The 25,025-nt window shown below is 58.1% G+C and carries 17 protein-coding genes and 5 pseudogenes; 18 read left to right on the plus strand and 4 right to left on the minus strand.

Translation table 11 applies throughout. The features are described 5' to 3' along the window. The first annotated feature begins 1 nt into the window (after position 1). Both XH85_RS12395 and XH85_RS12400 read left to right on the plus strand, forming a co-directional pair. On the plus strand, positions 2-814 hold the full coding sequence (locus tag XH85_RS12395) for an ABC transporter permease (protein WP_128932053.1): 813 nt from the start codon (positions 2-4) through the stop codon (positions 812-814). A 49-nt stretch (positions 815-863) separates the two neighbouring features. Then, positions 864-2,057 carry an ABC transporter ATP-binding protein gene (locus XH85_RS12400; protein ID WP_245474040.1) on the plus strand — a complete coding sequence of 398 codons (1,194 nt, stop codon included), beginning with the start codon at positions 864-866 and terminating at the stop codon, positions 2,055-2,057. A gap of 198 nt (positions 2,058-2,255) precedes the next feature. On the opposite strand, the gene XH85_RS12405 is transcribed toward XH85_RS12400, so the two are convergent. Then, positions 2,256-3,442 (minus strand): IS3 family transposase gene (locus tag XH85_RS12405; protein ID WP_128932054.1). Its coding sequence is split into 2 segments (ribosomal slippage): positions 2,256-3,190 and positions 3,190-3,442, totalling 1,188 coding nucleotides; the frame shifts between segments, so codons are not numbered across the junction. Between the two features lie 788 nt (positions 3,443-4,230). Between XH85_RS12405 and XH85_RS12410 the strand changes: the two genes are divergently transcribed. The 7 genes from XH85_RS12410 (at position 4,231) to XH85_RS45855 (ending at position 9,766) form a co-directional block, all read left to right on the plus strand. Beyond that, positions 4,231-5,562 carry a cytochrome P450 gene (locus tag XH85_RS12410; protein ID WP_128932055.1) on the plus strand — a complete coding sequence of 444 codons (1,332 nt, stop codon included), beginning with the start codon at positions 4,231-4,233 and terminating at the stop codon, positions 5,560-5,562. A 4-nt stretch (positions 5,563-5,566) separates the two neighbouring features. Continuing rightward, positions 5,567-5,866 (plus strand): ferredoxin, encoded by a 300-nt coding sequence (locus XH85_RS47920; protein ID WP_128932056.1) that lies wholly within the window; start codon positions 5,567-5,569, stop codon positions 5,864-5,866. A 16-nt stretch (positions 5,867-5,882) separates the two neighbouring features. Continuing rightward, entirely contained in the window at positions 5,883-6,116 is a 234-nt protein-coding gene (locus tag XH85_RS12420; protein ID WP_128932057.1) for a ferredoxin, read from the plus strand. A gap of 205 nt (positions 6,117-6,321) precedes the next feature. Further along, positions 6,322-7,542, plus strand: a complete 1,221-nt coding sequence (locus XH85_RS12425; protein ID WP_128932058.1) for an NAD(P)/FAD-dependent oxidoreductase — start codon at positions 6,322-6,324, stop codon at positions 7,540-7,542. 997 nt (positions 7,543-8,539) lie between these two features. After that, positions 8,540-9,013 carry a COG3415 family protein gene (locus tag XH85_RS45845; RefSeq protein ID WP_208758111.1) on the plus strand — a complete coding sequence of 158 codons (474 nt, stop codon included), beginning with the start codon at positions 8,540-8,542 and terminating at the stop codon, positions 9,011-9,013. A 28-nt stretch (positions 9,014-9,041) separates the two neighbouring features. Next, positions 9,042-9,383: a hypothetical protein gene (locus XH85_RS45850; protein ID WP_208758161.1), complete on the plus strand. Its 342-nt coding sequence runs from the start codon at positions 9,042-9,044 to the stop codon at positions 9,381-9,383. Continuing rightward, entirely contained in the window at positions 9,296-9,766 is a 471-nt protein-coding gene (locus XH85_RS45855; protein ID WP_208758112.1) for an IS630 family transposase, read from the plus strand. The genes XH85_RS45850 and XH85_RS45855 overlap by 88 nt, the downstream gene beginning before the upstream one ends. Before the next feature lie 838 nt (positions 9,767-10,604). Here the strand turns inward: XH85_RS45855 and XH85_RS12435 are convergent. After that, on the minus strand, positions 10,605-11,081 hold the full coding sequence (locus tag XH85_RS12435; protein ID WP_128932059.1) for an Lrp/AsnC family transcriptional regulator: 477 nt from the start codon (positions 11,079-11,081) through the stop codon (positions 10,605-10,607). 187 nt (positions 11,082-11,268) lie between these two features. On the opposite strand from XH85_RS12435, the gene XH85_RS12440 reads away from it, so the two are divergent. Both XH85_RS12440 and XH85_RS12445 read left to right on the plus strand, forming a co-directional pair. Next, a complete protein-coding gene (locus XH85_RS12440; protein WP_128937234.1) occupies positions 11,269-12,747 on the plus strand; it encodes an NAD-dependent succinate-semialdehyde dehydrogenase in 1,479 nt (492 codons plus the stop codon). Positions 12,748-12,758: 11 nt separating this feature from the next. Beyond that, a complete protein-coding gene (locus tag XH85_RS12445) occupies positions 12,759-14,159 on the plus strand; it encodes an aminotransferase (RefSeq protein WP_128932060.1) in 1,401 nt (466 codons plus the stop codon). A 111-nt stretch (positions 14,160-14,270) separates the two neighbouring features. Here the strand turns inward: XH85_RS12445 and XH85_RS12450 are convergent. After that, a pseudogene (locus XH85_RS12450) lies at positions 14,271-15,459 on the minus strand (IS3 family transposase). Between the two features lie 244 nt (positions 15,460-15,703). Between XH85_RS12450 and XH85_RS12455 the strand changes: the two are divergent. From XH85_RS12455 to XH85_RS12470, 4 genes and pseudogenes are all read left to right on the plus strand, one after another. Next, positions 15,704-16,599, plus strand: a pseudogene (locus tag XH85_RS12455) (IS5 family transposase); the annotation flags it as partial. Further along, positions 16,585-17,340 (plus strand): annotated as a pseudogene (locus XH85_RS12460) (IS110 family RNA-guided transposase); the annotation flags it as partial. The pseudogenes XH85_RS12455 and XH85_RS12460, both read left to right, overlap by 15 nt. A 301-nt stretch (positions 17,341-17,641) precedes the next feature. Further along, positions 17,642-18,085, plus strand: a pseudogene (locus XH85_RS12465) (IS5/IS1182 family transposase); the annotation flags it as partial. Between the two features lie 605 nt (positions 18,086-18,690). Then, entirely contained in the window at positions 18,691-19,746 is a 1,056-nt protein-coding gene (locus tag XH85_RS12470; RefSeq protein WP_128932061.1) for an alpha/beta hydrolase family protein, read from the plus strand. A gap of 102 nt (positions 19,747-19,848) precedes the next feature. On the opposite strand, the gene XH85_RS12475 is transcribed toward XH85_RS12470, so the two are convergent. After that, entirely contained in the window at positions 19,849-20,331 is a 483-nt protein-coding gene (locus XH85_RS12475; protein ID WP_128932062.1) for a MarR family winged helix-turn-helix transcriptional regulator, read from the minus strand. A gap of 493 nt (positions 20,332-20,824) precedes the next feature. On the opposite strand from XH85_RS12475, the gene XH85_RS12480 reads away from it, so the two are divergent. The 3 genes and pseudogenes from XH85_RS12480 to XH85_RS12490 all read left to right on the plus strand — a co-directional run bounded on the left by XH85_RS12480 (position 20,825) and on the right by XH85_RS12490 (position 24,694). Further along, the gene (locus XH85_RS12480) at positions 20,825-22,342 is read left to right on the plus strand and encodes a porin (protein WP_128932063.1); all 1,518 of its coding nucleotides are present in this window, start codon (positions 20,825-20,827) and stop codon (positions 22,340-22,342) included. Between the two features lie 971 nt (positions 22,343-23,313). Then, on the plus strand, positions 23,314-24,042 hold the full coding sequence (locus tag XH85_RS12485; RefSeq protein WP_128932064.1) for a CoA transferase subunit A: 729 nt from the start codon (positions 23,314-23,316) through the stop codon (positions 24,040-24,042). Continuing rightward, a pseudogene (locus XH85_RS12490) lies at positions 24,042-24,694 on the plus strand (3-oxoacid CoA-transferase subunit B). Before XH85_RS12485 ends, XH85_RS12490 begins: the two are co-directional and overlap by 1 nt. The last annotated feature ends 331 nt before the right edge of the window (positions 24,695-25,025 follow it).

A 25,025-nucleotide genomic window follows, 5' to 3' on the forward strand; every position in this document is an offset into this window, starting at 1 on the left:
CATGTCCACTATCATTCACGATCCGCACTCGCGTAGATATCGTGCCCTGGGTACCGGCTTGGCGATGGTCATCTATATGTTTCTGCTGGCGCCTCTGCTGGTGGCGATCCCCATGGCATTCGGCCCGACGAATTCGCTGACCTTTCCAACGACGGATTATTCGCTCGACTTGTTCAGAATCTTCCTCAGTTCCCCTAGTTGGCTGGGGCCACTTTCCGAAAGCCTCAAGGTTGCGCTGGCGTCTATGGCGATTGCAATGCTTGCTGGCGTTCCCGCAGGTTACTGGATCGCGCGCCATGAATTTATGGGCAAGGGACTTATTAGCGGCGTCATCATGAGTCCGTTAATCGTCCCCCAGATTGTTATCGCCCTGGGCCTTCTTTTGTACTTCTCCTATGCTCGCATCAGCGGAACGACCCTGTCGATTGTCCTCGGTCATTTGATGCTGTCCTTGCCTTTTGTTGTCCTCATGATTGTGGCCGGAGTGAACAAACTGGATCGCGATCTCGAATTTGGCGCCGAACTCATGGGGGCTGGACCAATACGCATGTTCCTGACTGTCGTGATACCACAACTAGTTCCGTCGCTCGTGGCCGCTGCCTTCCTCGCTTTTCTGATGTCCTTCGATGAATTGACCATTTCCTGGTTTTTGACTGGTCCCAACACGGTCACGCTGCCCGTCAAAATGTACAATGAACTCCTGTGGGAGTTATCGCCAGTGGTCGCCGCCATATCCGCCTTGCTAACAGCAATTTCCCTGCTAGTCAGCATCGTCCTCATCGCATTGAGGAAGGAGACGTCGGTCGAAATTTGATCGAAATGGCGCGACAGTCCGAACGGACATTATTTCCCGTGGTCTAGGGATGGAGAAAGGGCATGCAATTGAAGACATTCGCCAACATGGAAGCAACGTGGGCGCCGCACCCGATAATCTCTGCGGTGAAGAGGTAATCCGGATGCATAATAGCACCGTTCTTGGTGGCCCAATCAGCCACGCGATAGGGCTGATGGGCATTTCCAAGACTTATGGCCCCGTGACGGCATTGCACCCCACCGATCTAAGTATGGTGAAAGGAGAATTCTTGACCCTGCTCGGTCCGTCCGGGTCCGGCAAGACGACATTGCTAAACCTGATTGCGGGCGCGACTGGGCCGACGACAGGCACAATACTGCTAGACGGACGCGACATTACCCATATGCCACCGCGTGAGAGGGGCATTGGAATGGTGTTCCAAAACTACGCTCTGATGCCGCACATGAATGTATTCGACAATGTAGCGTATCCCCTACGTTGTCGTCACGAATCTACTAAGACGATCAGCATCAAGGTAACGGAGGCGCTTGAGCGCGTCGGCCTACGCGGCTTTGAAAACCGCAAGCCGCGCCAGCTCTCGGGCGGCCAGCAACAGCGTGTCGGCATTGCGCGTTGCATCGTCTATTCGCCGGCCATCATCATGATGGATGAGCCTTTGGGGGCGCTGGACAAAAACCTGCGCGAACAGATGCAGGGGGAAATAAAGCGTCTCCACAAGGATCTGAGAACGACGCTCATCTACGTAACCCACGATCAGGAAGAAGCCTTGAACATGTCCGACCGCATCTGCCTGATGCGGATGGGAGGGATTGCCCAGCTTGGGACGCCGGACGAATTGTACTTCCACCCACGCAACCGCTTCGTCGCGGAATTCATAGGCGAATCGAACCTGATCAAGGGTCGGGTAGTCGGCAAAGACAAGGTATCGATCGCCGGAAATCGGCCCATTGAAGTTCCTATCAGGGAATGCACAGAAGGCTGTGAGCTCCTACTTATGATTCGACCGGAGAGAGTGTGCATCAGCGGCTGCGGTGAGCGTATTCCAAATGGCAGCAATGCTCTTGATGGCGAAGTCGCAAGCACTTCGTTCATTGGCGGTATGACGCGTGTAACGGTCAAGACCGACAACGGTCTTAACATTTCGGCCAAGATGATGTCCAATCGTGCCGACTCGCGGCCCGAGCCGGGCGCGCGTGTACGCCTGTGTTGGTCAGCAGTCGATATGGTGGTGGTCGATAAATGAGGGATCCTTTCCTTGCCAAGCATCGCCAAGGCGTGTCTCTCTCAGAGAGATGACCTGAAGTAAGTAACTTCGATCGTTTAAGGCTTACGCGCGGGGCTCTTTCTTGTTGCCGCGATGCCGCAGCATTCCGGTAGTCAATCTTGAGGTCTTAAGAGCAATAATCGCGCCTCAGCGGGTGTGTGACCTGCCACTGCATTTTCATCCAGCGGCAGTTAGAGTCTCGGGGTTTTGTACGCCAAGTGGCGCGGATGGAGCAACGGACGATCGGCGGAGCTGGTCGGGGTTGCGCAGCCGATCGTCCGTTGCGGTGAGGTGGGCGGCGTAGGCCGCGGGGGTCAGGTATTTCAGCGACGAGTGGGGACGCTGGAGATTGTAGTCGGCGACCCAGTTGGCGATCTTGGCGCGGGCGTCAACGAGATCGAAGAACAGGGTCTCGTTGAGTAGCTCATCGCGCATCCGGCCATTGAAACTCTCGACGAAGCCGTTCTGCATCGGCTTTCCCGGCGCAATGAAGTGCCAATCGATGGCTGCGTCCTTGCACCAAGCGAGCATGGCGTTGCAGGTGAATTCGGTGCCATGGTCGGACACGATCATTCCTGGCTTGCCGCGTCGCTCGACGATTGCCGTCAGTTCGCGGGCCACGCGCCGCCCCGAGATCGACGTCTCCGGAATGGCGCCCAGGCATTCCTTGGTGACGTCGTCGACGATGTTGAGGATGCGGAAGCGTCGGCCATTGGCGAACTGGTCGTGGACGAAGTCCAGCGACCAGCGCGCGTTCGGCCTCGCCTCGACCAGGATCGGGGCACGGGTCCGCACGGCCTTGCGGCGAGCCCGCCGTTTGCGGACGGTGAGCCCTTCCTCGCGGTAAAGCCGGTAGATCCGGTTGATCCCCGAGGGCTCGCCCTCCCGCCGCAGCAGGACGAACAACCGGCGATAGCCGAAACGCCGCCGCTCGTTGGCGAGATCGCGCAATCGGCCACGCAGAACTGCGTTCGGCGGGCGGCTGAAGCGATAGCGGATCATCTTCCGATCCGCCCCCACAATCGAGCAGGCCCGCCGTTCCGACAGGCTCATGACGGCCTGCAGATGCGCGACCGCAGCGCGCTTGGCGGCGGGCCCTACCATTTTTTTGAAAGGAGCTCGCGAAGTGCGGCCGCATCGAGCATCTGCTCGGCCAGAAGCTTCTTCAGCTTCGCGTTCTCCTCTTCCAAGGCCCTCAGCCGCTTCGCTTCGGAAACGTCCATGCCGCCGAATTTGGCCTTCCAATTGTAGATCGTCGCCTCGGAAACACCGTGCTTGCGAGCCAGGTCGGCTGTCTTCGCCCCAGCCTCATGCTCCTTCAATACCGCGATAATCTGCTCTTCCGTGAACCTTGCTCGCTTCATCTGTCCGTCCTTCTTCGGGCCGGACTCTAACTCCTTCTGGAGGAAATACGCAGTGGCAGGTCATGTGGAATCAACTAGCTAGCGGCATGCTGCGAGCCCTTTCTCTGCTCAACAACCTGCGTTGGAGTGAGCTGGACATGAGGTCCTGGTCGACATTCCAACATCGTGCTCGTCGAGCCTCGGCATAATGCTCTTACTAGCGCGCTCGGCGTGATGGTCACGCATGCTAGGCGGTAGAGCGGGGCCTTGAAAGAACACTCATGATCGTGGACACGAGTTCAACATTTGGAACGTGATCTCCTGTACTGAGATGCAGTGCTTTGCAGTCCATTGCGAAGTAAGCTCGTTCGACCCAGCAAGCGCGGAATGTCTTCTCGATCTAGTGAAGCCCTTTTTGTCGCCGTCTCCATCAGTTCGCTGCATGCGGCAGCGATACCGCACGCTGATGCCGCGCGATTTAAAGATCTAGACGTGGGCTTTTTGGGCCGGGTCGGCACCCGATTTGTCGCTCGGCGGGGACCACCGGTAAGTCGAGCATATCGCCACGCAGAATCCGGTTCAATCCGGCCGTGTTCGGGGATCAACTCCTTGCAAGAGAAGAGCAACGCAAGGATTGCAGAAATCCTGCGCAATGCCCTGGCGTTCGTAGTAAATATGCCGTGGCGCAAGAAACTTCGCGAAATCGCGCGCGCATTTATGATACCAGTTTTCGAGTGCTCGACAGTGGCGTCCCGGGAACGTTTGTCCGATCCGCCCGCGTCGCCGGCTAGCAAGGAAGGATACTTATTATGACAACTCGGCCGCAGTCGGATCTCAGGCGCTCTGAACCGATTCGCCTTCCTGCAGAACGCGAGTGGCTCAATCCGTCGAGTGAGCTCAGCAACCTGCGTGAAACACAACCACTAAGTCGATTTCGGTTTCCTGACGGTCGCGTCGGCTGGCTCGTGACGAATCAGGAGCTTGCTCGGGCCGTGCTGAGGGATTCTCGCTTCACGAGGTTGGGTGCGCAGAGCTTGCCTCCCGAGGCTTTTTCCGGCCAAATTTACTACGCAATCCACCAGGACCCTGAATTTCCGGACGCCCTTCGCGCCCTTGTTGATCGTTACCGGAGCGATGGGAGGCTGGCCGACGCGTTCCGGGATCCGGGTGTCTTGCGAGCAGCCCGTGAGTGTCCACTAAACAGCTTGCCCTTTTTCCTCAAGGAGGCGCCTGAGCATACTCGGTTTCGGCGCATCCTCGCGGGCTATTTCACGGTACGTCGGGTCGAGGAGCATCGAGCAAGAATCGAGCGGATCGTTGCCGATTGTCTCGATGCCATGCAGCGACTCGGGCCACCTCTCGACTTGGTCGAGACCTTCGCCCTGGCAGTCCCAACGCTCGTAGCCTGCGAAATATTCGGCGTGCCAACAAGTGACCGTGATCTCTTTATGCAGTTTACGGTCCGCTCGACCAACCCTAACGCCACTATCGAGGACATTCTGAAGGTACAGGACGAATTTCGCACATTTATCAGTCAGATCTTTGCACGCAAGCGAGCGCAACCGGCCACTGATCTGTTCGGTGAGTTGGTTCACAACGGGGAGCTGACCGATGAAGAGCTCGTGGCCACCTCGGTCACCTTGCTGCAGGCAGCTCACTCGGCGATTGCCCGTACGCTAGCCTTCTCAGTCTTTACGCTCCTGAGAGACCGCGATCGTTGGAACGCACTCAGGACGCAGTCAGGGTCGATCGCTCACATGGTTGAAGAGCTGCTGCGCCATACTATCGCTATCCAACTCGTTGTTCGAATGCCTTTGGAGGACGTGGAGCTCGGCGGAACCGTCATCAAGGCGTTTGAAACTGTTGGGATCTCATTCTCGGCGGCGAATCGAGATCCTCAGGTCTTCGCCGAGCCGGACCGAATCGACCTGGCGCGCCCGGAAGCAGCAAAACAACTTACGTTTGGCTATGGCATCCACCAGTGTATCGGCCAACACCTCGCTCGCTTGGAACTGCGAGTCGCACTTACCGACTTGGCGGATCGCTTTCCGGCTCTCGATTTCGCCGTCCCGATCGAGGATATAACTTGGACCAGCGATAGGGATATCTATGCCCCGCAGCGGCTCCCCGTGTCTTGGTGACGCGATGGTGACAAGAGTCAATGCGGACCGGGATCGATGTGTAGGCGGAGGTATGTGCGCGCTCACCGCTCCGAACCTGTTCGACCAGGACAATGACGGTCGAGTCCTGCTGCGCGCTAAAGGCGCTCTCAATGACGCCGATCTTGAAGCCGCTCGACAAGCGGTCTCACTATGCCCATCGGGAGCGTTGTCGCTCCGTGACAGCACTGGCGATGCGGGGGCCGGCGAACCGCACCTCGACACGGTAGCGCGCAACGACAGGCTCACCGCGCGTCTAAGCCCTCGGATATCAGAGACGAAATAATAAGGAGCTCGCGAACATGCGGATTGAAGTTGACAAGGAGAAGTGCGTGGGGGGCGGTCAATGCGTGCTAGCTGCGTCTGAGGTGTTCGACCAGCGCGACGAGGATGGCGTTGTTGTGCTGCTCGTTGACGCGCCGAGCGCCGAGTCGCACGAAAAGGTTCGACTGGCCGCGGCGCTGTGCCCCGCCGCCGCGATTCGAGTCATTGAGCGAACGGCAGACTCGACCGAGTCGTTGTCAGGACCCCCCTAGGTCGATCAGCCTAGCCTTTGCGGAGAGGGGTTCTCAGGAATCCATTTCGTCACTGGCTGACGAATCTTTCGGATTCAAGGCAGTCCGGTCCGCTGCCAAAGCTTAATGCGCTCACGTGCGCCGACGCCGGCGAGACGGTAAGCCAAAATTGGTGGAGAGAAGACGACATGGGTAGCTCCTGTGGTGGGCTCCTGCGGCTATTCCGATGACGGGCGGCCCGGTTGTTATCGTCGGCGCGGGCCATGCGGGTTTTCACATCGCCGCATCCCTGCGCCAGTTCGGCTTCAAGGAGCATATTTGTCTTGTCAATGATGAGAGGCATCCACCATACCAGCGGCCGCCGCTCTCGAAGGCTTACATCAATGGCTCCGTAGGTCCGGACAGCCTCCTGTTCCGGCCAGAGAAGTTCTATCGCGAAGAGAGCATCGAATTGGTCCAAACCCGTGTTGTGGCAATCGATCGGCAACACCTAAAGTTGTCGCTTGCGTCCGGCGCCTCGCTCGACTACCGCCACGTAGTGCTGGCAATGGGCGCGCGCAATCGCCTGCTCGACCTGCCAAACGCCAATCTGCCCGATGTAAGATATCTGCGCATCCTCGATGAAAGCGAAAACTTGTGCAGGGTCCTTCCATCCAGAAAGCGCGTGGTAGTTATCGGCGCCGGATTCATCGGGCTTGAGTTCGCTACGGTCGCGCGCGTCAAAGGTTTGGAGGTCGACGTTATCGAGCTCGCGCCGCGCGTCATGGCGCGCGCCGTGACAGCCGAAGTATCTGACTACTTCCAGGCGCGGCACCGCGAGTCTGGCATCCGCATTCATCTTGGTGTGCACGCCACCAGCATTGAGGCTGATGGTGGCAAGGTGACGGGCGTCTCGTTGAGCGACGGCCGGCATCTGGCGGCCGATTTGGTCGTGGTCGGCGTCGGCGTTCTGCCGAACATTGAGCTGGCGGCGGAAGCTGGTCTGCCGGTTGCATCAGGCGTCGTCGTCGACGAGTACCTATCAACCCCCGATCCGAACATCTCGGCGATCGGGGATTGCGCGCTGTTTGCCAGCTCGCGATTCGGCGGCTCAATGCGGTTGGAATCGGTGCAGAATGCCATGGATCAGGCGCGCTGCGTGGCGGCACGCCTGGTCGGCGACAGGAAGCCCTATGACGGCCTGCCCTGGTTCTGGAGCGATCAATGTAACAGCAAGCTGCAGATCGCGGGATTGATAACCGGTCATGATCAGGTTGTTCTGCGCGGCGATCCCGCACGAAAGGCGTTTTCAGTGTTTTGCTATAAGTTCGGCAAGCTTGTGGGCATCGAGTCGGTCAACCGCGCATCGGACCACATCTTTGGCCGGCGCCTGCTCGGAATGGACCGTTCACTCGCTCCGGAAAAAGCCGCGGACGAGAGTTTCGATCTCAAGAGCGCGCTAGCCTGAGCGTATCGGCGTTCTAACGGCGCTGCGTCCCGACTAAGTTCCTAGAGCATGATGTTTCTATTCGGACAAACATAGCCTGAGTTTTTGAGATAGTTGGCGCACTCTAGATCGAGGAGTTCGCCGACCTTTTGCCCCGTTGCTTCGGCGTCGCCAGACTTTGCGGCTCGCATCAGGTGTTTGAGTTGGCGTAGTCATGCTCGATAGGATTGAGGTCGATTCGGCCGTGAAGGACCCTGATTTCAGCCTGTAAGGAGCTGAAGTCGGACGGTGACCGGAGCGATACTCATGGGTCGGCAGTTGCCGATATCTACACCTCCGTCGCCCGACGGCACGCTTCTACAATTGTCTGCGCGCGATCCAAGGCCTGCCGGTCGGGTTCACGACCGCATCAGCAACTGGAAAAGACTTCAATCGCGAAATCACCGCATCGGTGGACGAGACTGCCAAGCTACTCGAAAGAATGGCTCCAATGTAGAACGCTGCGACGTTTCATTTTACAACGAAGCCCTCCAGCAGACATACGCCCGAATCTTCGAAGTTCAGTTAGCACTTCGGTTTCAACGTGCCGAGGAGGATTTCGGTGCAAAACTGGCCGCGGACGAGGTCGAGCCAATGGTCAGAAGCGCCATTGACGGCGGCAAGAAGATCGATGCAGTCACGCACGCGGCGGACGTCGCTACAATCCGGTATGCGGGCGGTGAAATCGCTGCCAGACTCCCCCAATTTGATGGTCTCTGTCCCGTCTTTCCGCGCCCTGCCTTCCCGTTAGGCGAATACAATTCATTGTATGAAGTAGACAGAGACGCTCGCCGCGACAGTTCCCGGTCAGCGTTCGGACCGTTTCTCGTTCCGGCGAGTGTTAGCGGGCTGCCGGCTATCTCGTTACCCACGCATCTATCGCAAGATAAAGCTTCCCACAGGCATCCAGCTGGGAGCCCGTTACGGGGAGGAAGCCGACGACCGATTCCATGAATCCGGATGTATTGGATAGATTCTGATGCTTGGAACCGAAAGAATCTTGGTGGATTCCTCGTTTGTGATGGACGAGACGAGGAGTTGCATGATGGCAGGATGGCGGCGTGCGGTCGAGCTGGCGATGACCGACGAGGTGATTGCGGAGCTGACGAGTGTATCGCGTTCGCGAACGGAGCGTGTGAGCCGGGTGGAGCGAGCGCGGATGCTTCTCGCTTACCGTGAGGACCCATCGTTTTTGGCGGTGGCGCGAAATCTTGGAGCGCATCATCAGACCGTGCAGCGCTGTGTCGAGCGAGCGATGGCCTATGGTCCGCTGGCGGCGCTGGATGACCGGCCGCGCCCAGGTAAGGAGCCGACGATCACGCCGCAGGCCAAGGCCTGGCTGGTGTCTTTGGCGTGCGACAAGGCCAAGGAGCACGGCTATCCGCACGAAATTGTGGACGACGCGGCTGCTGGCCCGCCATGCGCGCGAGCACGGACCGGAGGCCGGACGTGAATGTCTCGCCCATCTGGTCCAGGGCACGGTGTGTAAGATTCTCGGCCAGGAGGAGATTAAGCCGCAAAAGGTGCGCTACTATCGGGAGCGTCGCGACGCCGAATTCGAGCAGAAAATGGCGGAGGTCCTGTGTGTCTATCGCGAGGTCCAGGTCCTGAAAAAGGCCGCAGCCAAGTCGAGGAAAGCCGGGTCGAAGAAATCGGGCAAGCCGGTAGCGATCGTCTCCTACGACGAAAAGCCCGGGATTCAGGCATCGCGACGACGGCACCGGATTTGCCGCCCGTGCCAGGCGTCCATCCGGCCTTGGCGCGCGATTTTGAGTATCGACGCCATGGCACGCTCAGCCTGTTGGCAGGGATCGATCTTTTGACTGGGAAGGTCCACGCTCTTGTCAGAGACCGCCACCGCAGCCGCGAGTTCGTCGAATTCCTCAAGCTTCTCGACGCGGCCTATCCGGCGAGCACGGCGATCAAGCTGATCCTCGACAATCATTCCGCACACATCTCGAGAGAAACCAGAGCCTGGCTCGACACACGACCCGCAGGCCGCTTCGAATTTACGTTCACGCCCAAGCACGGCTCCTGGCTCAACCTCATTGAGAGCTTCTTCTCCAAATTCGCCCGCTCCGTCCTGCGTCACATCCGGGTGACCTCAAAACATGAACTCAAGGAGCGCATCATGGCCGGAATTGACGATGTCAACCGCCATCCGGTCATCCACACATGGTCCTACAAGCTCGCCGAGGCCGCCTGATATGATTCGAACCACGAAACGCTGACCCAGCAGCGGGCAGCCTGATGGGTGTCGCTGCATTGACGCATGAAGGATGGCTGGCCAGCTTGGTTAGTGAGTGCGTGATCAAGTTGCGAGGATCAGAATGGCTCAAGTCGCAGCTTCCCAAGGCACCCCCAACCAGAAGCTTCCTACCGTCGTCTGCGATCAGTGTCGCTCCCCTCGCCCGTCCCGGCCAGCGCATAGGAGCGCGAATAAGCCATTTTCGACGTCGACTCCGCTCACGTTTGTACAGATGAGGTCATATCCTTTGCTGACTCAAGACAGCGGTTCCTGATACCTCAATCTCGAGCCGTCGCTACCCGGCAATTCCTCGGGTCGGAGGCGAAGCAGCGTCTCTGTGACGATGTGCGCGCCGGCAAGATCCGCTTCCTGTTTCGCTCCTCCTCCTCCATGGTACCGGATCATCTCAAGGGTTGCGCCCTCTCGATGTGCCGAGCTGCGATCTCAGATCGAGCAGCGCGAGTGTCGCATCGTGCGGCAGGATTACTGGCACGACAAGAATCGAGGTCTTCGCCTATGAGACCGAGGTCGCTTGCTGCTATCTGGCAGGCCCGCTTCATTGTCCCCTGGCACCTCAGTACGGTGGCCGGCAAACCGCGGCGAAAGACAAGCCGACCCATTCGCCATGGAAAAGGCGGTCGCATCGAGCGATCCTCGCCTGATGGGCCAGTCTTAAGGCCGATATTGCGATGCTGGAACGCTCGAGCGCCTCCCACATCGAAGGCCCTTACGTCATGCCGTGCAGGAGCGTCGAAACATAACCAACCGCTTCGGTCTTCGCGATGGGGCACCAGCATTAATCCTCGGCCGAAGCATCGATCGGAATGCTAAAGCCGACCTTCACGCGGTCCATTATGACCATTGTTTTAAAGCCCTTGATGTCCGCATTTTCGTAGAAGAAGCGTCGAGTAAACTGCTCATAATCTTCCATGGTGCGGGCTGTGATGTATAGGACAAAATCAGCCTCGCCGGTGACGTAAAATCCATTCACGACATCAACCGACGATTTGATCGCCTTCTTAAATTTATCGATTATATCGGAACGTTCGCGCTCCAACGTTACCAGCACCAGCATTTGGATCGGCCTTCCAACTGCCTTCGGCGAAACGATCGATACGTCGGCCTCGATGATGCCCTCACAACGAAGTCTTTTCAGGCGTCGTTGACACGCTGTGGCGGAAAGTCCGGCCAGTTCGCCGATTGTCTCTGATGTTAGTCGGTTATTCTTTTGCACGATCTCGAGGATGCGGGCATCTATTCTGTCGTATTGCATGAACGGCTCCCCCTTGGTGAATATCGCCGCGAAGTTAGTGCGTGATGCAGGAAATCATCCCACCCGCCCAGAAATGCGACGCAAACTACCGTGCATCAAAGGTAGCCTGATTGCGTAGGCAATTTCAACAGATGACGCGTAGGACTCTCAAGTGGAAGCTGGCAATGTTCGACAGACTGGTCCGCATATGGCCGGTATCACGAAGCGGCGTTTGCAAAGTTTGAGGCGCCGCGATTTCCTTACTGGAGCCGCGCTCATCGACGGTCAGTGGGTGACGAGGGACGAGAAAGACGTTGTAGTCGATCCGGCTACCGAAGAGCATATTGCTGAGGTGAGTCGCTACAGTGCCACTGACGTGAGCCACGCAATCGCGGCAGCTGAACGCGCGCTCTGTTCTTGGCGCGAGCTGTTGCCAGCAACTCGTGGGGCGATACTAAGGTGCTGGGCCAGGTTGATGCTCGATCATTCGGACGACCTCGCCGTCCTGGTCACGAGCGAGCAGGGCAAACCACTTTCTGAGGCTCGCCACGAAATTGCGTACGGTGCCGGGTTCCTCGACTGGTTCGCGGCCGAGGGCGAGCGTGCTTACGGTGAGACGATCCCCAGTCACAAGCTTGGAAGTCTGCTTCACGTGCGTATGCAGCCAATCGGCGTCGCCGCGGCGATCACACCTTGGAACTTCCCTGTCGCCATGGTTACGCGAAAGGCCGGAGCAGCCCTCGCCGCGGGCTGCCCTATCATCGTGAAGCCTGCCCCCGAGACCCCTCTATCTGCTCTCGCTGTGGCCCGATTGGCTGAAGAAGCAGGTGTCCCGTCTGGTGTGTTTCAGGTGCTGGTTGGTGATCCCATTGAACTTTCGACGCCCTTGTTGAGCGACACAAGGATACGCGCCCTTTCGTTCACTGGTTCTACGCAAGTCGGTCGCCTGCTCCTGGAAGGATCCGCTGCGACCGTAAAGAAAGTCTCGCTTGAACTCGGAGGGCATGCCCCCTTTCTCGTCTTTGATGACGTCGATCTTGGGAAGGCCGTCAAGGGATTGATGGCAGCCAAGTTCGCTACCTCCGGCCAAGACTGTTTGGCAGCTAACCGCATTTACGTGCAAAGACGCATTTACGATGCCTTCGTCGACTCGTTTGCTGGGGCGATTGCTAAACTAAAGGTCGGCCATGGTCTGGACGCCGCGACGGATATCGGGCCAATGACAAAGCTGTCGGTAGCGAACAAGTGCAGGGCCCAAATCGATGACGCGGCGGCAAAAGGTGCTCGGGTTTTCTCCTCAAAGCAGGGCGACGAACTGGGTGCGAACTTTGTCGCTCCGACGCTGCTAAGTGATGTGACCGAGGACATGCTCATCGGTCATGAGGAGACGTTTGGGCCCGTGGCGGCGGTACTGCCCTTCGACTCTGAAGAAGAGGTCATCGCCCGCGCCAATACAAACGAGATGGGGCTGGCCGGGTACGTCTACACGGATAACCTGCGTCGAGCGCTCAGACTTTCCGAGCAACTCGAGTGCGGAATGATCGGAGTCAACACCGCGTCGTTCACAGGCCCGCCGATTCCGTTTGGCGGATGGAAGCAGTCTGGACTCGGTCGTGAAGGATCGCGGCACGGATTGGCAGAATATATGGAGCTGAAGTACGTCTGCTTCGGCGATTTGACGGGCTAGGAGAATTCGGAATGACTGACATTAAGGCCATCGCCGAGCTTGATCGTTCGAGTGTTCTCCACCCATTCACTCAACTCAAGGAATTTGCCCGCGGACAAGCGGGAGACCCAACAATTGTCACCGGCGGGAAAGGTATCCGCATCGAAGACGCGCAAGGACACACTTACATTGATGCGTTTGCTGGTCTCTACTGCGTAAACATTGGATACGGTCGGACCGAAGTGGCGGAGGCCATTGCGCGGCAAGCCTACAAACTCGCATACTATCATACGTATGCGGCGCACACGACCGACGAGCTGGCAACACTGGCAAATCGACTCGTGCGAATGGCCCCTGGCAAACCAAGTAAAGTATTCTTCGGCTTGTCAGGGTCAGACGCTAACGAGACCCAGGCCAAGCTCGTTTGGTATTACAACAATCTCCGTGGTCAGCCCAAAAAGAAGAAGATTATCTCGCGCGAGCGCGGCTATCACGGCTGCTCAGTGATCTCTGGTTCGATGACCGGGATGTCGTTCTACCATGATCACATGGATCTTCCCTTCCCTGGCATTCTGCACACGGGCGCACCGCACCATTATTGGAGTTCCGAGCCGGGTGAGACGGAAGAGGACTTTTCTCGCCGGCGTGCAGCCGAGCTTGAACAGCTGATCGTACGGGAGGGGCCGGAGACGATCGGCGCGTTCATTGCCGAGCCGGTGCTGGGCACGGGCGGTATAACTCCGCCTCCCGCCGGCTACTGGCGCGAAATTCAGGCTGTGCTCAGGCGATTTGACATTCTTCTGATCGCTGACGAGGTCATTTGCGGGTTTGGGCGAACTGGCGCTGACTTTGGCAGCACCTTGTACGGAATGGAGCCGGACCTGGTGACGGTCGCCAAAGGGTTGACCTCCGGGTACGTGCCACTCTCTGGAGCCATTGTTGGTGAGAGAGTTTACGCAGTGATGGAGGAAGCGGCGGATCGCGTAGGAGCATTCTCTCACGGCTACACCTATTCCGGCCATCCGATCGCGGCCGCTGCCGCCAACGCAGTGCTCGATATCGTCGAAAAGGAGCGGCTTAGCGATAGGGCGAGAGTTGTCGGATCACACTTCCAAAAGCGCCTCAAGGAACGATTTGCACAGCTCGAAATCGTCGGTGAGGTGCGGGGCGTGGGGCTGCTTGGCGCGATCGAATTCGTCGCGGATCGCCAAACAAAACGACGATTTGATCCGCAGCTCAAGGTCGGCGCCCGTATCTCGAAAGCTGCTCGGGAACGGGGGCTCATCGCACGAGCGATGCCGCATGGAGACATTCTTGGTTTTGCCCCTCCTCTCGTTGTAACCGAATTCGAAATAGACGAGATCGTTGAGCTTGCATATCGAGCAACGAAGCAAGTAATGGACGAGCTCGCGAAGAAGTCGGTCTCTAGCTAAATCTACGCACTTCATCTTTCCCGCTGTGGAATCGTTAAACGGGAAAATTCCTCACCACGAGGGAAGGCCTGCACGAGAAACTGGAGCTGCTGGTGACCTGCCACTGCATTTTCATCCAGCGGCAGTTAGAGTCTCGGGGTTTTGTACGCCAAGTGGCGCGGATGGAGCAACGGACGATCGGCGGAGCTGGTCGGGGTTGCGCAGCCGATCGTCCGTTGCGGTGAGGTGGGCGGCGTAGGCCGCGGGGGTCAGGTATTTCAGCGACGAGTGGGGACGCTGGAGATTGTAGTCGGCGACCCAGTTGGCGATCTTGGCGCGGGCGTCAACGAGATCGAAGAACAGGGTCTCGTTGAGTAGCTCATCGCGCATCCGGCCATTGAAACTCTCGACGAAGCCGTTCTGCATCGGCTTTCCCGGCGCAATGAAGTGCCAATCGATGGCTGCGTCCTTGCACCAAGCGAGCATGGCGTTGCAGGTGAATTCGGTGCCATGGTCGGACACGATCATTCCTGGCTTGCCGCGTCGCTCGACGATTGCCGTCAGTTCGCGGGCCACGCGCCGCCCCGAGATCGACGTCTCCGGAATGGCGCCCAGGCATTCCTTGGTGACGTCGTCGACGATGTTGAGGATGCGGAAGCGTCGGCCATTGGCGAACTGGTCGTGGACGAAGTCCAGCGACCAGCGCGCGTTCGGCCTCGCCTCGACCAGGATCGGGGCACGGGTCCGCACGGCCTTGCGGCGAGCCCGCCGTTTGCGGACGGTGAGCCCTTCCTCGCGGTAAAGCCGGTAGATCCGGTTGATCCCCGAGGGCTCGCCCTCCCGCCGCAGCAGGACGAACAACCGGCGATAGCCGAAACGCCGCCGCTCGTTGGCGAGATCGCGCAATCGGCCACGCAGAACTGCGTTCGGCGGGCGGCTGAAGCGATAGCGGATCATCTTCCGATCCGCCCCCACAATCGAGCAGGCCCGCCGTTCCGACAGGCTCATGACGGCCTGCAGATGCGCGACCGCAGCGCGCTTGGCGGCGGGCCCTACCATTTTTTTGAAAGGAGCTCGCGAAGTGCGGCCGCATCGAGCATCTGCTCGGCCAGAAGCTTCTTCAGCTTCGCGTTCTCCTCTTCCAAGGCCCTCAGCCGCTTCGCTTCGGAAACGTCCATGCCGCCGAATTTGGCTCCTTCCAATTGTAGATCGTCGCCTCGGAAACACCGTGCTTGCGAGCCAGGTCGGCTGTCTTCGCCCCAGCCTCATGCTCCTTCAATACCGCGATAATCTGCTCTTCCGTGAACCTTGCTCGCTTCATCTGTCCGTCCTTCTTCGGGCCGGACTCTAACTCCTTCTGGAGGAAATTCGCAGTGGCAGGTCAATGGTTGTGCGTAGTCGTCCGTGAAGAGCGGCTAAGCGATTGAGTTGGGGTCGGATTATTCGTTGTGGCCTGTTTTGGGATTGCAGGGTTTTGATGCTTCGAGCCTCGGAATGCTGCAATTTCGTTTTGAGGATTCCCTCGAATCACCAGTCATGATTCCGTTGTCGGATCGGAGGTGGCGATGCGACCGAAGAAGCCCGAAGCGAGGGGATCGGGTGATCTGTTCCGGGCCCGGCTGGACCAGATCATCAATATGAAGCACGAGCTGGTTCAGCTCGCCAGCAAGGTCGATTGGGACTGGATCGACGGCGAGATCGCGCCGCTCTATAGCGAGAATGGTCGGCCGGGCATCGCGACCCGCTTCATGATCGGGCTGCTGCTGCTCAAGCACATTTACGGCCTGTTTGATGAGGGGGTGTGCGAGCGCTGGGTCCACGACCCGTATTTCCAGTACTTCACCGGCGAAGAGTTCTTTCAGCACGCGTTCCCGCACGAGCGCTCGGACTTGAGCCACTGGCGCAAGCGGCTCGGCGACAAGCTGGAGCTGTTGCTGGCCGAGAGCTTGCGGGGCGCGCACGAGGCCGGCGCGTTGCGCAGCCCGGACCTCAAGCGGGTCACGGTCGATACCACCGTACAGCCGAAGGCCATCACCTTCCCGACCGATGCCAAGCTGCTGCACGCGGCGATCAAGGGGCTCAACCGCCTGGCGAGGAAGCACGGGGTCAAGCTGCGGCAGTCCTATCTTCGCATTGCCAAGACCGCGGCAATGATGCCGGGGCGCTACGCCCATGCCAAGCAATTCAAGCGGCAGCTGCGCATCCTGCGCAGCCGGCTGGGCCGGACATCCGCGATATCCACCGCAAGATCGAAGGTCGGGCTGTGCTCGAGAACGCGTTCGCCCTCCCGCTCAGCCGGGCCTCGCAGATCCGCTCGCAGCAGCAGCGCCAGCGCGGCTGGAAGCTTTATTCCTTCCACGCTCCGGAGGTGGAGTGCATTGGCAAGGGCAAAGCAGCCGCGCCCTACGAGTTAATGGCATGGACCACGCCCGCTCTCAGCGGCAACGTGCAGCCCGGCGGGGGGCAGCAGCAGGAGCGCAAGCCATGTCGAAATACGAACCTTGTCACAATCGGCATCGATCTCGGGAAGAACACATTCCACGTCGTCGGTCTCGATGCCACAGGCGCAATTACGCTACGCAAGAAGCGGTCGAGAAATCAGCTTGACCAGTCGCTGGGCAATATTCCGCGTTGTCTGATCGGAATGGAGGCGTGTGCAGGCGCACATCATCTGGGGCGCAGGCTCGAGAAATTAGGCCATCAAGTACGGCTCTTGCCGGCGCAGTACGTCAAACCATACCTCAAGGGTCACAAGAATGACTTTCGGGATGCTGAAGCGATCGCCGAGGCCGCTCAGCGGCCGACAATGCGGTTCGTTCCAGTGAAGTCAGCCGAACAACTTGATTTACAGGCACTACACAGAGTTCGCAGTCGATTGGTGACGCAGAGAACGGCGGTCATCAATCAAATCCGGGGCTTTTTGCTTGAGCGAGGGCTACCAGTGCGGCAGGGAGCGGCAGCACTCCGACTGGCACTTCCTCAGATTCTCTCAGCGACAAACGACAACTTATCGCCTCGCGTGATCCAGCTCATTCAGGACTTGGCCGAGGACTGGCGCTATCTCGACCGACGGGTCGCGTCAATGACGAAAGAAATCGACGAACTCGCTGATCAAGATCCACACTGTCGCCGCCTAATGAGTGCGCCCGGCGTCGGGCCGATCATCTCAAGCGCGATGGTCGCCGCCATCGGAACCGGTGATGCCTGCACCGCATAAGAAACAGGGCCGGAAAGGAAAATCCAAGGTCGGGATCAGAAGGCACAATAACCCGCCGAGGTTTGCGAGACGGAAAGGACGAATGGAGAAACGGTTCCACCGACACTTCTGAAGCCTGGTTCGACTCCATGGCCCTTCTTGAGGCCGGCGAGTTATTGAGGACAGAAGTGAGCGGATATCCATGATGGCTCGGGGCAACAGCCCCAAATTGAAGCCGGATAGATTGGCGCAAACCGCTTCATCCCTTTGTCGATTCCTCTTGCAACGCGGGCGTGGTCCATAGATCGGCGTCAAAGCCTCCATCGTCACCAACAACCGCCGTGGTCCCGGCGGCCTGTTCGTGCTGCACGCCAGGGCGCTGCCCGATAACCCGTACGACGGCCATACCTTGCGGGACGTCATCGACCGCACCGAGACGCTGACCGGCTGTGCGATCGAGCGGGCCTATGTCGATAAGGGATACCGCGGCCACGACGCGCAAAATCCCCACCGGGTCTTCATCTCCGGCCAGAAGCGCGGCGTCTTCGGTGTCATCAAGCGCGAGCTGCACCGCCGCTCCGCCATTGAGCCCATCATCGGACACCTGAAGACCGATGGTCACCTCGGCCGCTGCTACCCCAAAGGCCGCGCAGGAGACGCCGCTAACGTCATGCTCTCCGCCGTCGGCCACAACTTCCGTCGCATCCTCGCCTGGCTCAGGGCTCTTTGGTGCCTGATCCTGACCACCCTCATCGCGGCCGCCAGCGACTGCTCACCGCTCAAATCGGTTTCTGAACGGACGACTAGCTACTTGAGCTCGAAAATTATCAATCTACAATGCCCGGCGCCTCTCCATACGACCGCGGCGGGCGCGTGTTTTGTCGTGCGTCCTGAGATAATTCCGCGCAACCCGAGCCTTTCCGCTCGCCATAGCGGACGTGAGAAGAGCCGTTTAGCCTGCTCAGTCGCGCCGAGCGCCTTTTGGTAAGCGGGACTTATCTGTAGGGGCGGTAGTATTCCGCACTGCACTGGGAACAGTCGCTTTTTGTAAGACGAGACTACCTTGAGAACCAGGCGCGGCAGTCCGACCTGTTGCAATGAGGACAGCTAAGCAGAGTTTGCCGAACCGCGTAAAAACGTACGTATATTTGCATCTGACGCAGTTTTTCGGAGTTGCGAAGCCCCACATTAGGGAACTTCGACTTTCGTCGTCCCGTAATATTTCCGCCGAATGGAGATAAGCTTGACCTCTAACCGACGCACCTCGCTGCGGCCGCTGTCGTCTCCAGCCTGAGGACTAAATTAGCTGACTACTACCTCGGAGGAGGTGGAGTGCAGCACGGAGGGGCAAATTGGATGGAATACGGTGCTTGGCCTCATGTGAAGGACGATCTCTCCTCCGTAAGGTCACGTGCCGCGACGTTTCTGGACAGTTTTCCTAGTGAGAATAACCGCGAAAGTACAGTTTGGCAGAGCTGGATCACTAGGTGGACGAGGCTAGGGAATGATCAATTCCTTATCGGTGACTTGAGCATTAAGCGGGGTGCCTGCCAAGAAGCGACGGGGGCTTGGCTTTGTGCGCTAACTGCTTTTGAAATTGTCCGGCGCCTAGCTGATAAAGACGGTTCGCAACGTGAAGAAGTTTCGGCTAGAATCGCGGCGGGAATTCAGAAAATCGAATTATCTCTGGCGCAAAAAATAGAGCGGATAACAATAGGGGGATCCGATCTCGGGGAATTTCCAGCGTACTACGTGGCTGCTGGTAGTCGCGAGGTGCCAGCGCCGGCGGTCATTTGCATCAGCATGGAAGAAGAATCGCGAACCGCGCTGCTCGGGAGGCTCTTGCCCGTAGTCCTCGATGCGGGCTTGTCGCTCCTCGTTGTCTCTCACGACGACATCTCAACTCGCTCGCGCGGCCACTCCCAAGCTTTGTTGTCTTTCTGCTTGGACTACCTATCAGGTCGGCCCGACGTTGATGCCGCTCGGATCGGCGTCTATGGTGAAGGCTTATCGGCTGCTCTGGCTACGGAATTCGCCACATCTGACCGTCGCCTTGCTGCGGCGGTTTGCGATGGCGGCCTTTGGAATTTGGCCCGATCTCTGGCATCGGTCGTTTGGATCACGAGTACTGCAGACCAAGTAGACGAGGGTTTGGCTTCGGCGCGCCGCTTGCAAGTTATAACACAGTTGATCTGCCCAGTTCTCGTAGTCACCGGCGGGCGCGGCATTGTCAGCATGTCGGAAGCGGTCAAACTCCAGGCTGACTGCATGGCAGCAAACATTGATCTCGACTTGGCCATGCCGCGGATCATTCGGAGCTCCGGGGAACACATCGAAAACTTCGTGAGTTCAGACGATTGCATCTTCGGATGGTTAAAGGAAAAGCTCGTCTGCACGACCTCGGCACCCTAATCATTGCGTTTGAACAGGGGATTACTTTGTGACGATATCATTATGAGCAGCGTTGTGCCGATCGACGCGCTTCTGGATGCTCGATACCGGCTCCATGTAGCACTACAGTACGCCTATACTCAATTTTTGCGATGCCAATCGGCTATTTTTGGCGATTAGGCGTAGTCGTTTGTTGAGGTACTCAAGGCTCGCTTCATCGAGCCCGTCAAACATGGTCGAGTTAAGGGCTTTTCTTTTGATCGAAAGCTTGGCGATCTCCGCACGGGCTTTCTGAGTCAACGACATCTGAACGCATCTTGCATCATCGAGCGATGCCTCGCGGGACAGAAACTCCATTGCTTCCAGTCTTTTCGTTTGGTTCGTAACAAAAGCTGGATGTATTCGCAGTTTATTCGCGATAGCTATCCCCGCGACACCCCGACCTTCATCGAGTTCAGAAATAGCCATCAGGATCAACCATTGCGGTTCGCTTATTCCTAGTAGCAGGGCCCAACTCTTGTGTATTTCCTCAAGTTGAGAATGAATCTCAACAATGTTCCAGATGAAGTCGGTAACGGCTCTTTGGAGCAGCTCTTCTTCAGCCATATGGGCCCTTCCTTTATCATACCGGCGCATGCCGAGCCGGCATGACCGGCAATCCTGAGATCTAGATCAAAAATAGCCCTTCTGGGACTGCGCCAGAAAGCCTTCTCACAGCATGCCGATCATGTCAAAATAACAATTGACTAATGCAATTGTTTTCGATTATCTTCCGCCTCAGATCGTTGACTTATGTGCCAGCGATCATGTCTAAATCTCCAAGTAGAACCTTCGGGATGCCCCCTGGAGGTTCTTTTTTTTGCGATATACGCCTAGTGCAGCCTCATACTGCCCGGTGTTGCAGATATGCAGCGTTTGGCGGCAAATTATCAATTGTTGAAATTAATTAATTGAAGGAACTATTTTGGCGGGCTAAGTCTGGATCTGACAGCGAGGGGACGCCTCGAAGTCGTTCCGTCAAGCGTCTGCCCACGAAGGCGAGCTCGATCGACGGATCTTTGAAAGGCGGAAACCACGTTTCCAACTTGGAGGTTCATCAATGAAACTGACGAAGGGTATTTTTCTTGGTTCTGCGACGATGCTCGCGAGCGCGGGGGTGCAGGCAGCCGATGTTCCTGTGAAGGCGAAGGCCGTCGAGTACGTCAAGGTATGTTCGCTGTATGGCGCCGGGTTCTACTACATTCCCGGGACTGACACTTGCATCAAGCTGGGCGGCTATATGCGTGCCCAGGTGGAGCTGGGCGGGAATAGTATCGGTGTGGCAGCCGACACTGGTGTGGCTGGTGCACAGAACCGCCTTGCCAACTACTATACTAGCCGCACTCGTGGGGACTTGAAGATCGACACGCGTACCGCAACGGAGTATGGCGTGGTTCGTACCTATTTCGAGGCTTGGAACACCTGGACAACCGGCGGCTATACGGGGGCCGGTACCACTGCTACGAATGGCTCGACGGCCTACACCACGTCGGCCGGTTCTCAGGTAGCTGGCGGTGCGCTGGGCATCCCCTACGCCTTCATCCAGTTCGCTGGATTCACGCTCGGCAAGGCGAACTCGCAGTTCTCCACGCCCTGGGGCGAGTATCCTGCGAATTTCCATGAGTTGCCGGGCAGTGGCCCCTGGGACCCCGTGAACCAGTTCAGCTATACAGCTGACTTCGGCCAAGGCATTTCGGCTTCATTTTCGGCTCAGGATCAGGTCCAAAACTTCACGTCCAACATCTGGAACGTGAGCGCAGCAACAGCTGCGGGCCTCGCAACCGGTGCGTATGGTGCCAACGACATCGGGGGTACAAGAGCTCCAGACCTCGTTGCGATGCTTCGTGTTGACCAGGCCTGGGGTCTGTTCCAGGCGTCGGTCGCCGCGCACGACAACCATGCCGCCTACTATGGCGCGTCAGAGGTCACCGGCTATCCGAGCGACAAGTGGGGCTGGGCGGGTCAGCTGGCACTGTCCATCAAGAATATTCCGACCGGTCCGGGTGATTCGATCAACTTGACGGGCGTGTACACGAATGGTGCAAGCCGCTATAGTTTTAACGACTACATGTCGACCACCTTTGCGAGATACGGTGGCACGAGTGTGCCTGGTGCTTACCAGAGCGTCGGACTTGGTGGTATTTCCGACTCCGTGTTCGTTGCAGGTGCTGGCCAGGAGCTGACCAGGACATATGGCTTCAATGCTGGCTACAACCACAACTGGGATGCTCACTGGGTTAGCACAATCTTCGGTGGGTTTGGCGCCGTGCGTTATAATGGCACAGCCAAGGGCTACATCTGCGGTGCGTTCGTCGCAAACCTCGCGCTGTCCAGTGGGCTTGCCGGCTGTAACCCCGACTTCAACTATGCGGTTGTCGGCACACAAACCAGCTGGACCCCAGTCAAGAACCTGACCTTCGGGGTCGAACTCACTTACAATATTCTGGACCAGAAGTACGCGAGCGGAAGTACCGTGACGCTGCCGCTGCAGTCGGGTATTGCAAAGCCGGGCGCCGTGTATGAGTTGAAGGACCAAAGCAACGTCACGATGCTGCTCCACGTTCAGCGCAACTGGTGAGTTGTTGCTGAACTGGCGCAATGCCAGGAAACGGGTCTAACCTCAATTCAACCTGCAAGAAGGCCTCCGGCATGCCACCGGGGGCCTTTTTGAGATTCAGTTTGATTTTTCCTAGACGTTTGGACTCGGCGGCGACACAAGGGACCTCGGGCGAGAGACGCAAGCCGCCTTGATTCAGAAGGACTGAGCCGTCCTGTCCGTTGGTCGAATTCCGATTGCCTCAAAGGCCGTCTAACGGACCGAAATAAGTCTGTTAGCAGACCTTGCCCTTGTTCGTTGGGAAATGATCGGGCAGACACGACCCATAAGTTGATTGGTCACAACGCGAACCCATACTTTCACCGCTTCGCACGAAGCAGAGGTTACTGTCCGCATATTCCAGCAGTTTAGGCTCGAAGAGCTGAACTCCGGCGCGACATCCTACAGCAGGAAGTCGTGCTGGCCGCCGCATGGTGATGAGTCTCCGTAATCGGCGTCAGAATCGATCGCACGCCGGGAATCCCGGCGATGGTTGCGGAACAGCGCTCCGGGGTCGAACTCGTCCGATAGCACTTTTCGGCGCTGCTGATCTTCGCGCGTTGATGCTCACGAACTCATTGATGAAGTCCTGCATCAAAGATCGAAAATAGCAGGATGTATGCACGCGAAGCCCGAGAGGGGACCGATTTTCTTTCTCCGATCCAGCTACTAGCTTCGTGTGGAGACGACGTCCGGTCGAGCGGCGAAGGATTTAAGCCGAATGAGCAAACGCACCAACGGCTTCCGGTCTGATGCCTCCATCGCATTAGAGATGCGTTTTACTCGATGTGGCGATCGACGCTGACGTTGTGTCAATCGGCGAAGCAGGCCAAAGCGCGCTCTCACGCCAAGCTTGCGATTCATGCGCTGCAACGATTTCGTCTGACTATCTGACGATGCTGCGTTGGATTGACGCTTCGGGACCGTTATCCCATCTGTGAGGACAACCATTCATGAACAAGGTCTATCTCGACGCCAAGTCGGCTCTCGATGGCATTCTCAAGGACGGCATGATGATCATGTCGGGCGGTTTCGGCCTCTGCGGCATCGCCGAGGCGCTGTCGGACGCGATCCGCGACTCCGGCGCCAAGGGCCTGACGGTGGTCTCCAACAATGCCGGCGTCGACGGCATCGGGCTCAGCCGCCTGCTGGAAACCCGGCAGATCAAGAAGATGATCTCCTCCTATGTCGGCGAGAACAAGCTGTTCGCCCAGCAATTTCTCGCCGGCGAGCTGGAACTCGAATTCAATCCGCAGGGCACGCTGGCCGAGCGCATTCGTGCCGGCGGCGCAGGTATCCCGGCCTTCTACACCAAGACCGGCGTCGGCACGCTGATCGCCGAAGGCAAGGAAGTGAAGGAGTTCGACGGCGAGAAGTATCTGATGGAGCGCGGCCTGTTCGCCGACCTCGCCATCGTGCATGCCTGGAAGGGCGACACCGCCGGCAACCTCATCTACCGCAAGACCGCGCGCAACTTTAACCCGATGATGGCGACCGCCGCCAAGATCACGGTGGCCGAGGTCGAGCATCTGGTTCCGGCCGGTGAACTCAATCCGGATCACATCCACACCCCCGGGATTTTCGTGAAGCGCATCATCGAGGTCGGCACGGCCAAGAAGCGCATCGAATTTCGCAACACCCGGCCGCGTCCGTCTGCGGCTGCAACGGGAGAAGAAGTCTGATGGCCTGGACCCGTCAACAGATGGCCGCGCGCGCCGCGAAGGAATTGCGTGACGGCTACTACGTCAACCTCGGCATCGGCATCCCGACGCTGGTCTCGAACTTCATCCCTGACGGCATGGACGTCTCCTTGCAGAGCGAGAACGGCATGCTCGGCATGGGCCCGTTCCCCTATGAAGACGAGGTGGACGCGGACCTGATCAACGCCGGCAAGCAGACCGTGAGCGAGCTGCCCTCGACGTCCTACTTCTCGAGCGCCGATTCCTTCGGCATGATCCGCGGCGGCCACATGGATCTGTCGATCCTCGGCGCGATGCAGGTGGCCCAGAACGGCGATCTCGCCAACTGGATGATCCCCGGCAAGATGGTCAAGGGCATGGGCGGCGCGATGGACCTCGTCGCCGGCGTCAAGCGCGTCGTCGTGGTGATGGAGCATTCCGCCAAGGACGGTCCGAAGCTCCTGAAGAAGTGCAATCTGCCGCTCACCGGCGAGCGCGTGGTCGACATGGTGGTCACCGATCTTGCCGTCTTCACCATCGACAAGCACGGCGACGGCGGCATGGCCCTGATCGAGCTCGCCGACGGCGTCACGCTCGACGAGGTCAAAGCCAAGACCGAGGCCGAATTCTGCGCGTCGCGCTGAAGGATACGTAACAACAAAAGCGGATCGTTGAGAAAGCGCTGGATTGCGACTTAGCACAGGAGTGCGTGTTGAACGACCCGACCACCTCATCATCGGAGCACAAACTCGGCATCTTCGAGACTCGCCGACTCCTTTGCTCAATTGCAGACGGCCGCGGCCGCTAAAGGCCTAAGTGGATGGGAGCCGAAGGCCGGTCTCGTTTTCGTTCGAATTTGAGGCGGGGTCCAAGGCGCGTTCACCCTGGATGCTGAGACTTAAACACGGTGACGCTCAGATCCGAGTTGGAAACGTGCTTCCAACGCGAAGTGCAAGTTGGGGTTATTGCCTTCCAGAGACATATTG

It is taken from the genome of Bradyrhizobium zhanjiangense (assembly GCF_004114935.1).
Lineage (GTDB): Bacteria > Pseudomonadota > Alphaproteobacteria > Rhizobiales > Xanthobacteraceae > Bradyrhizobium > Bradyrhizobium zhanjiangense.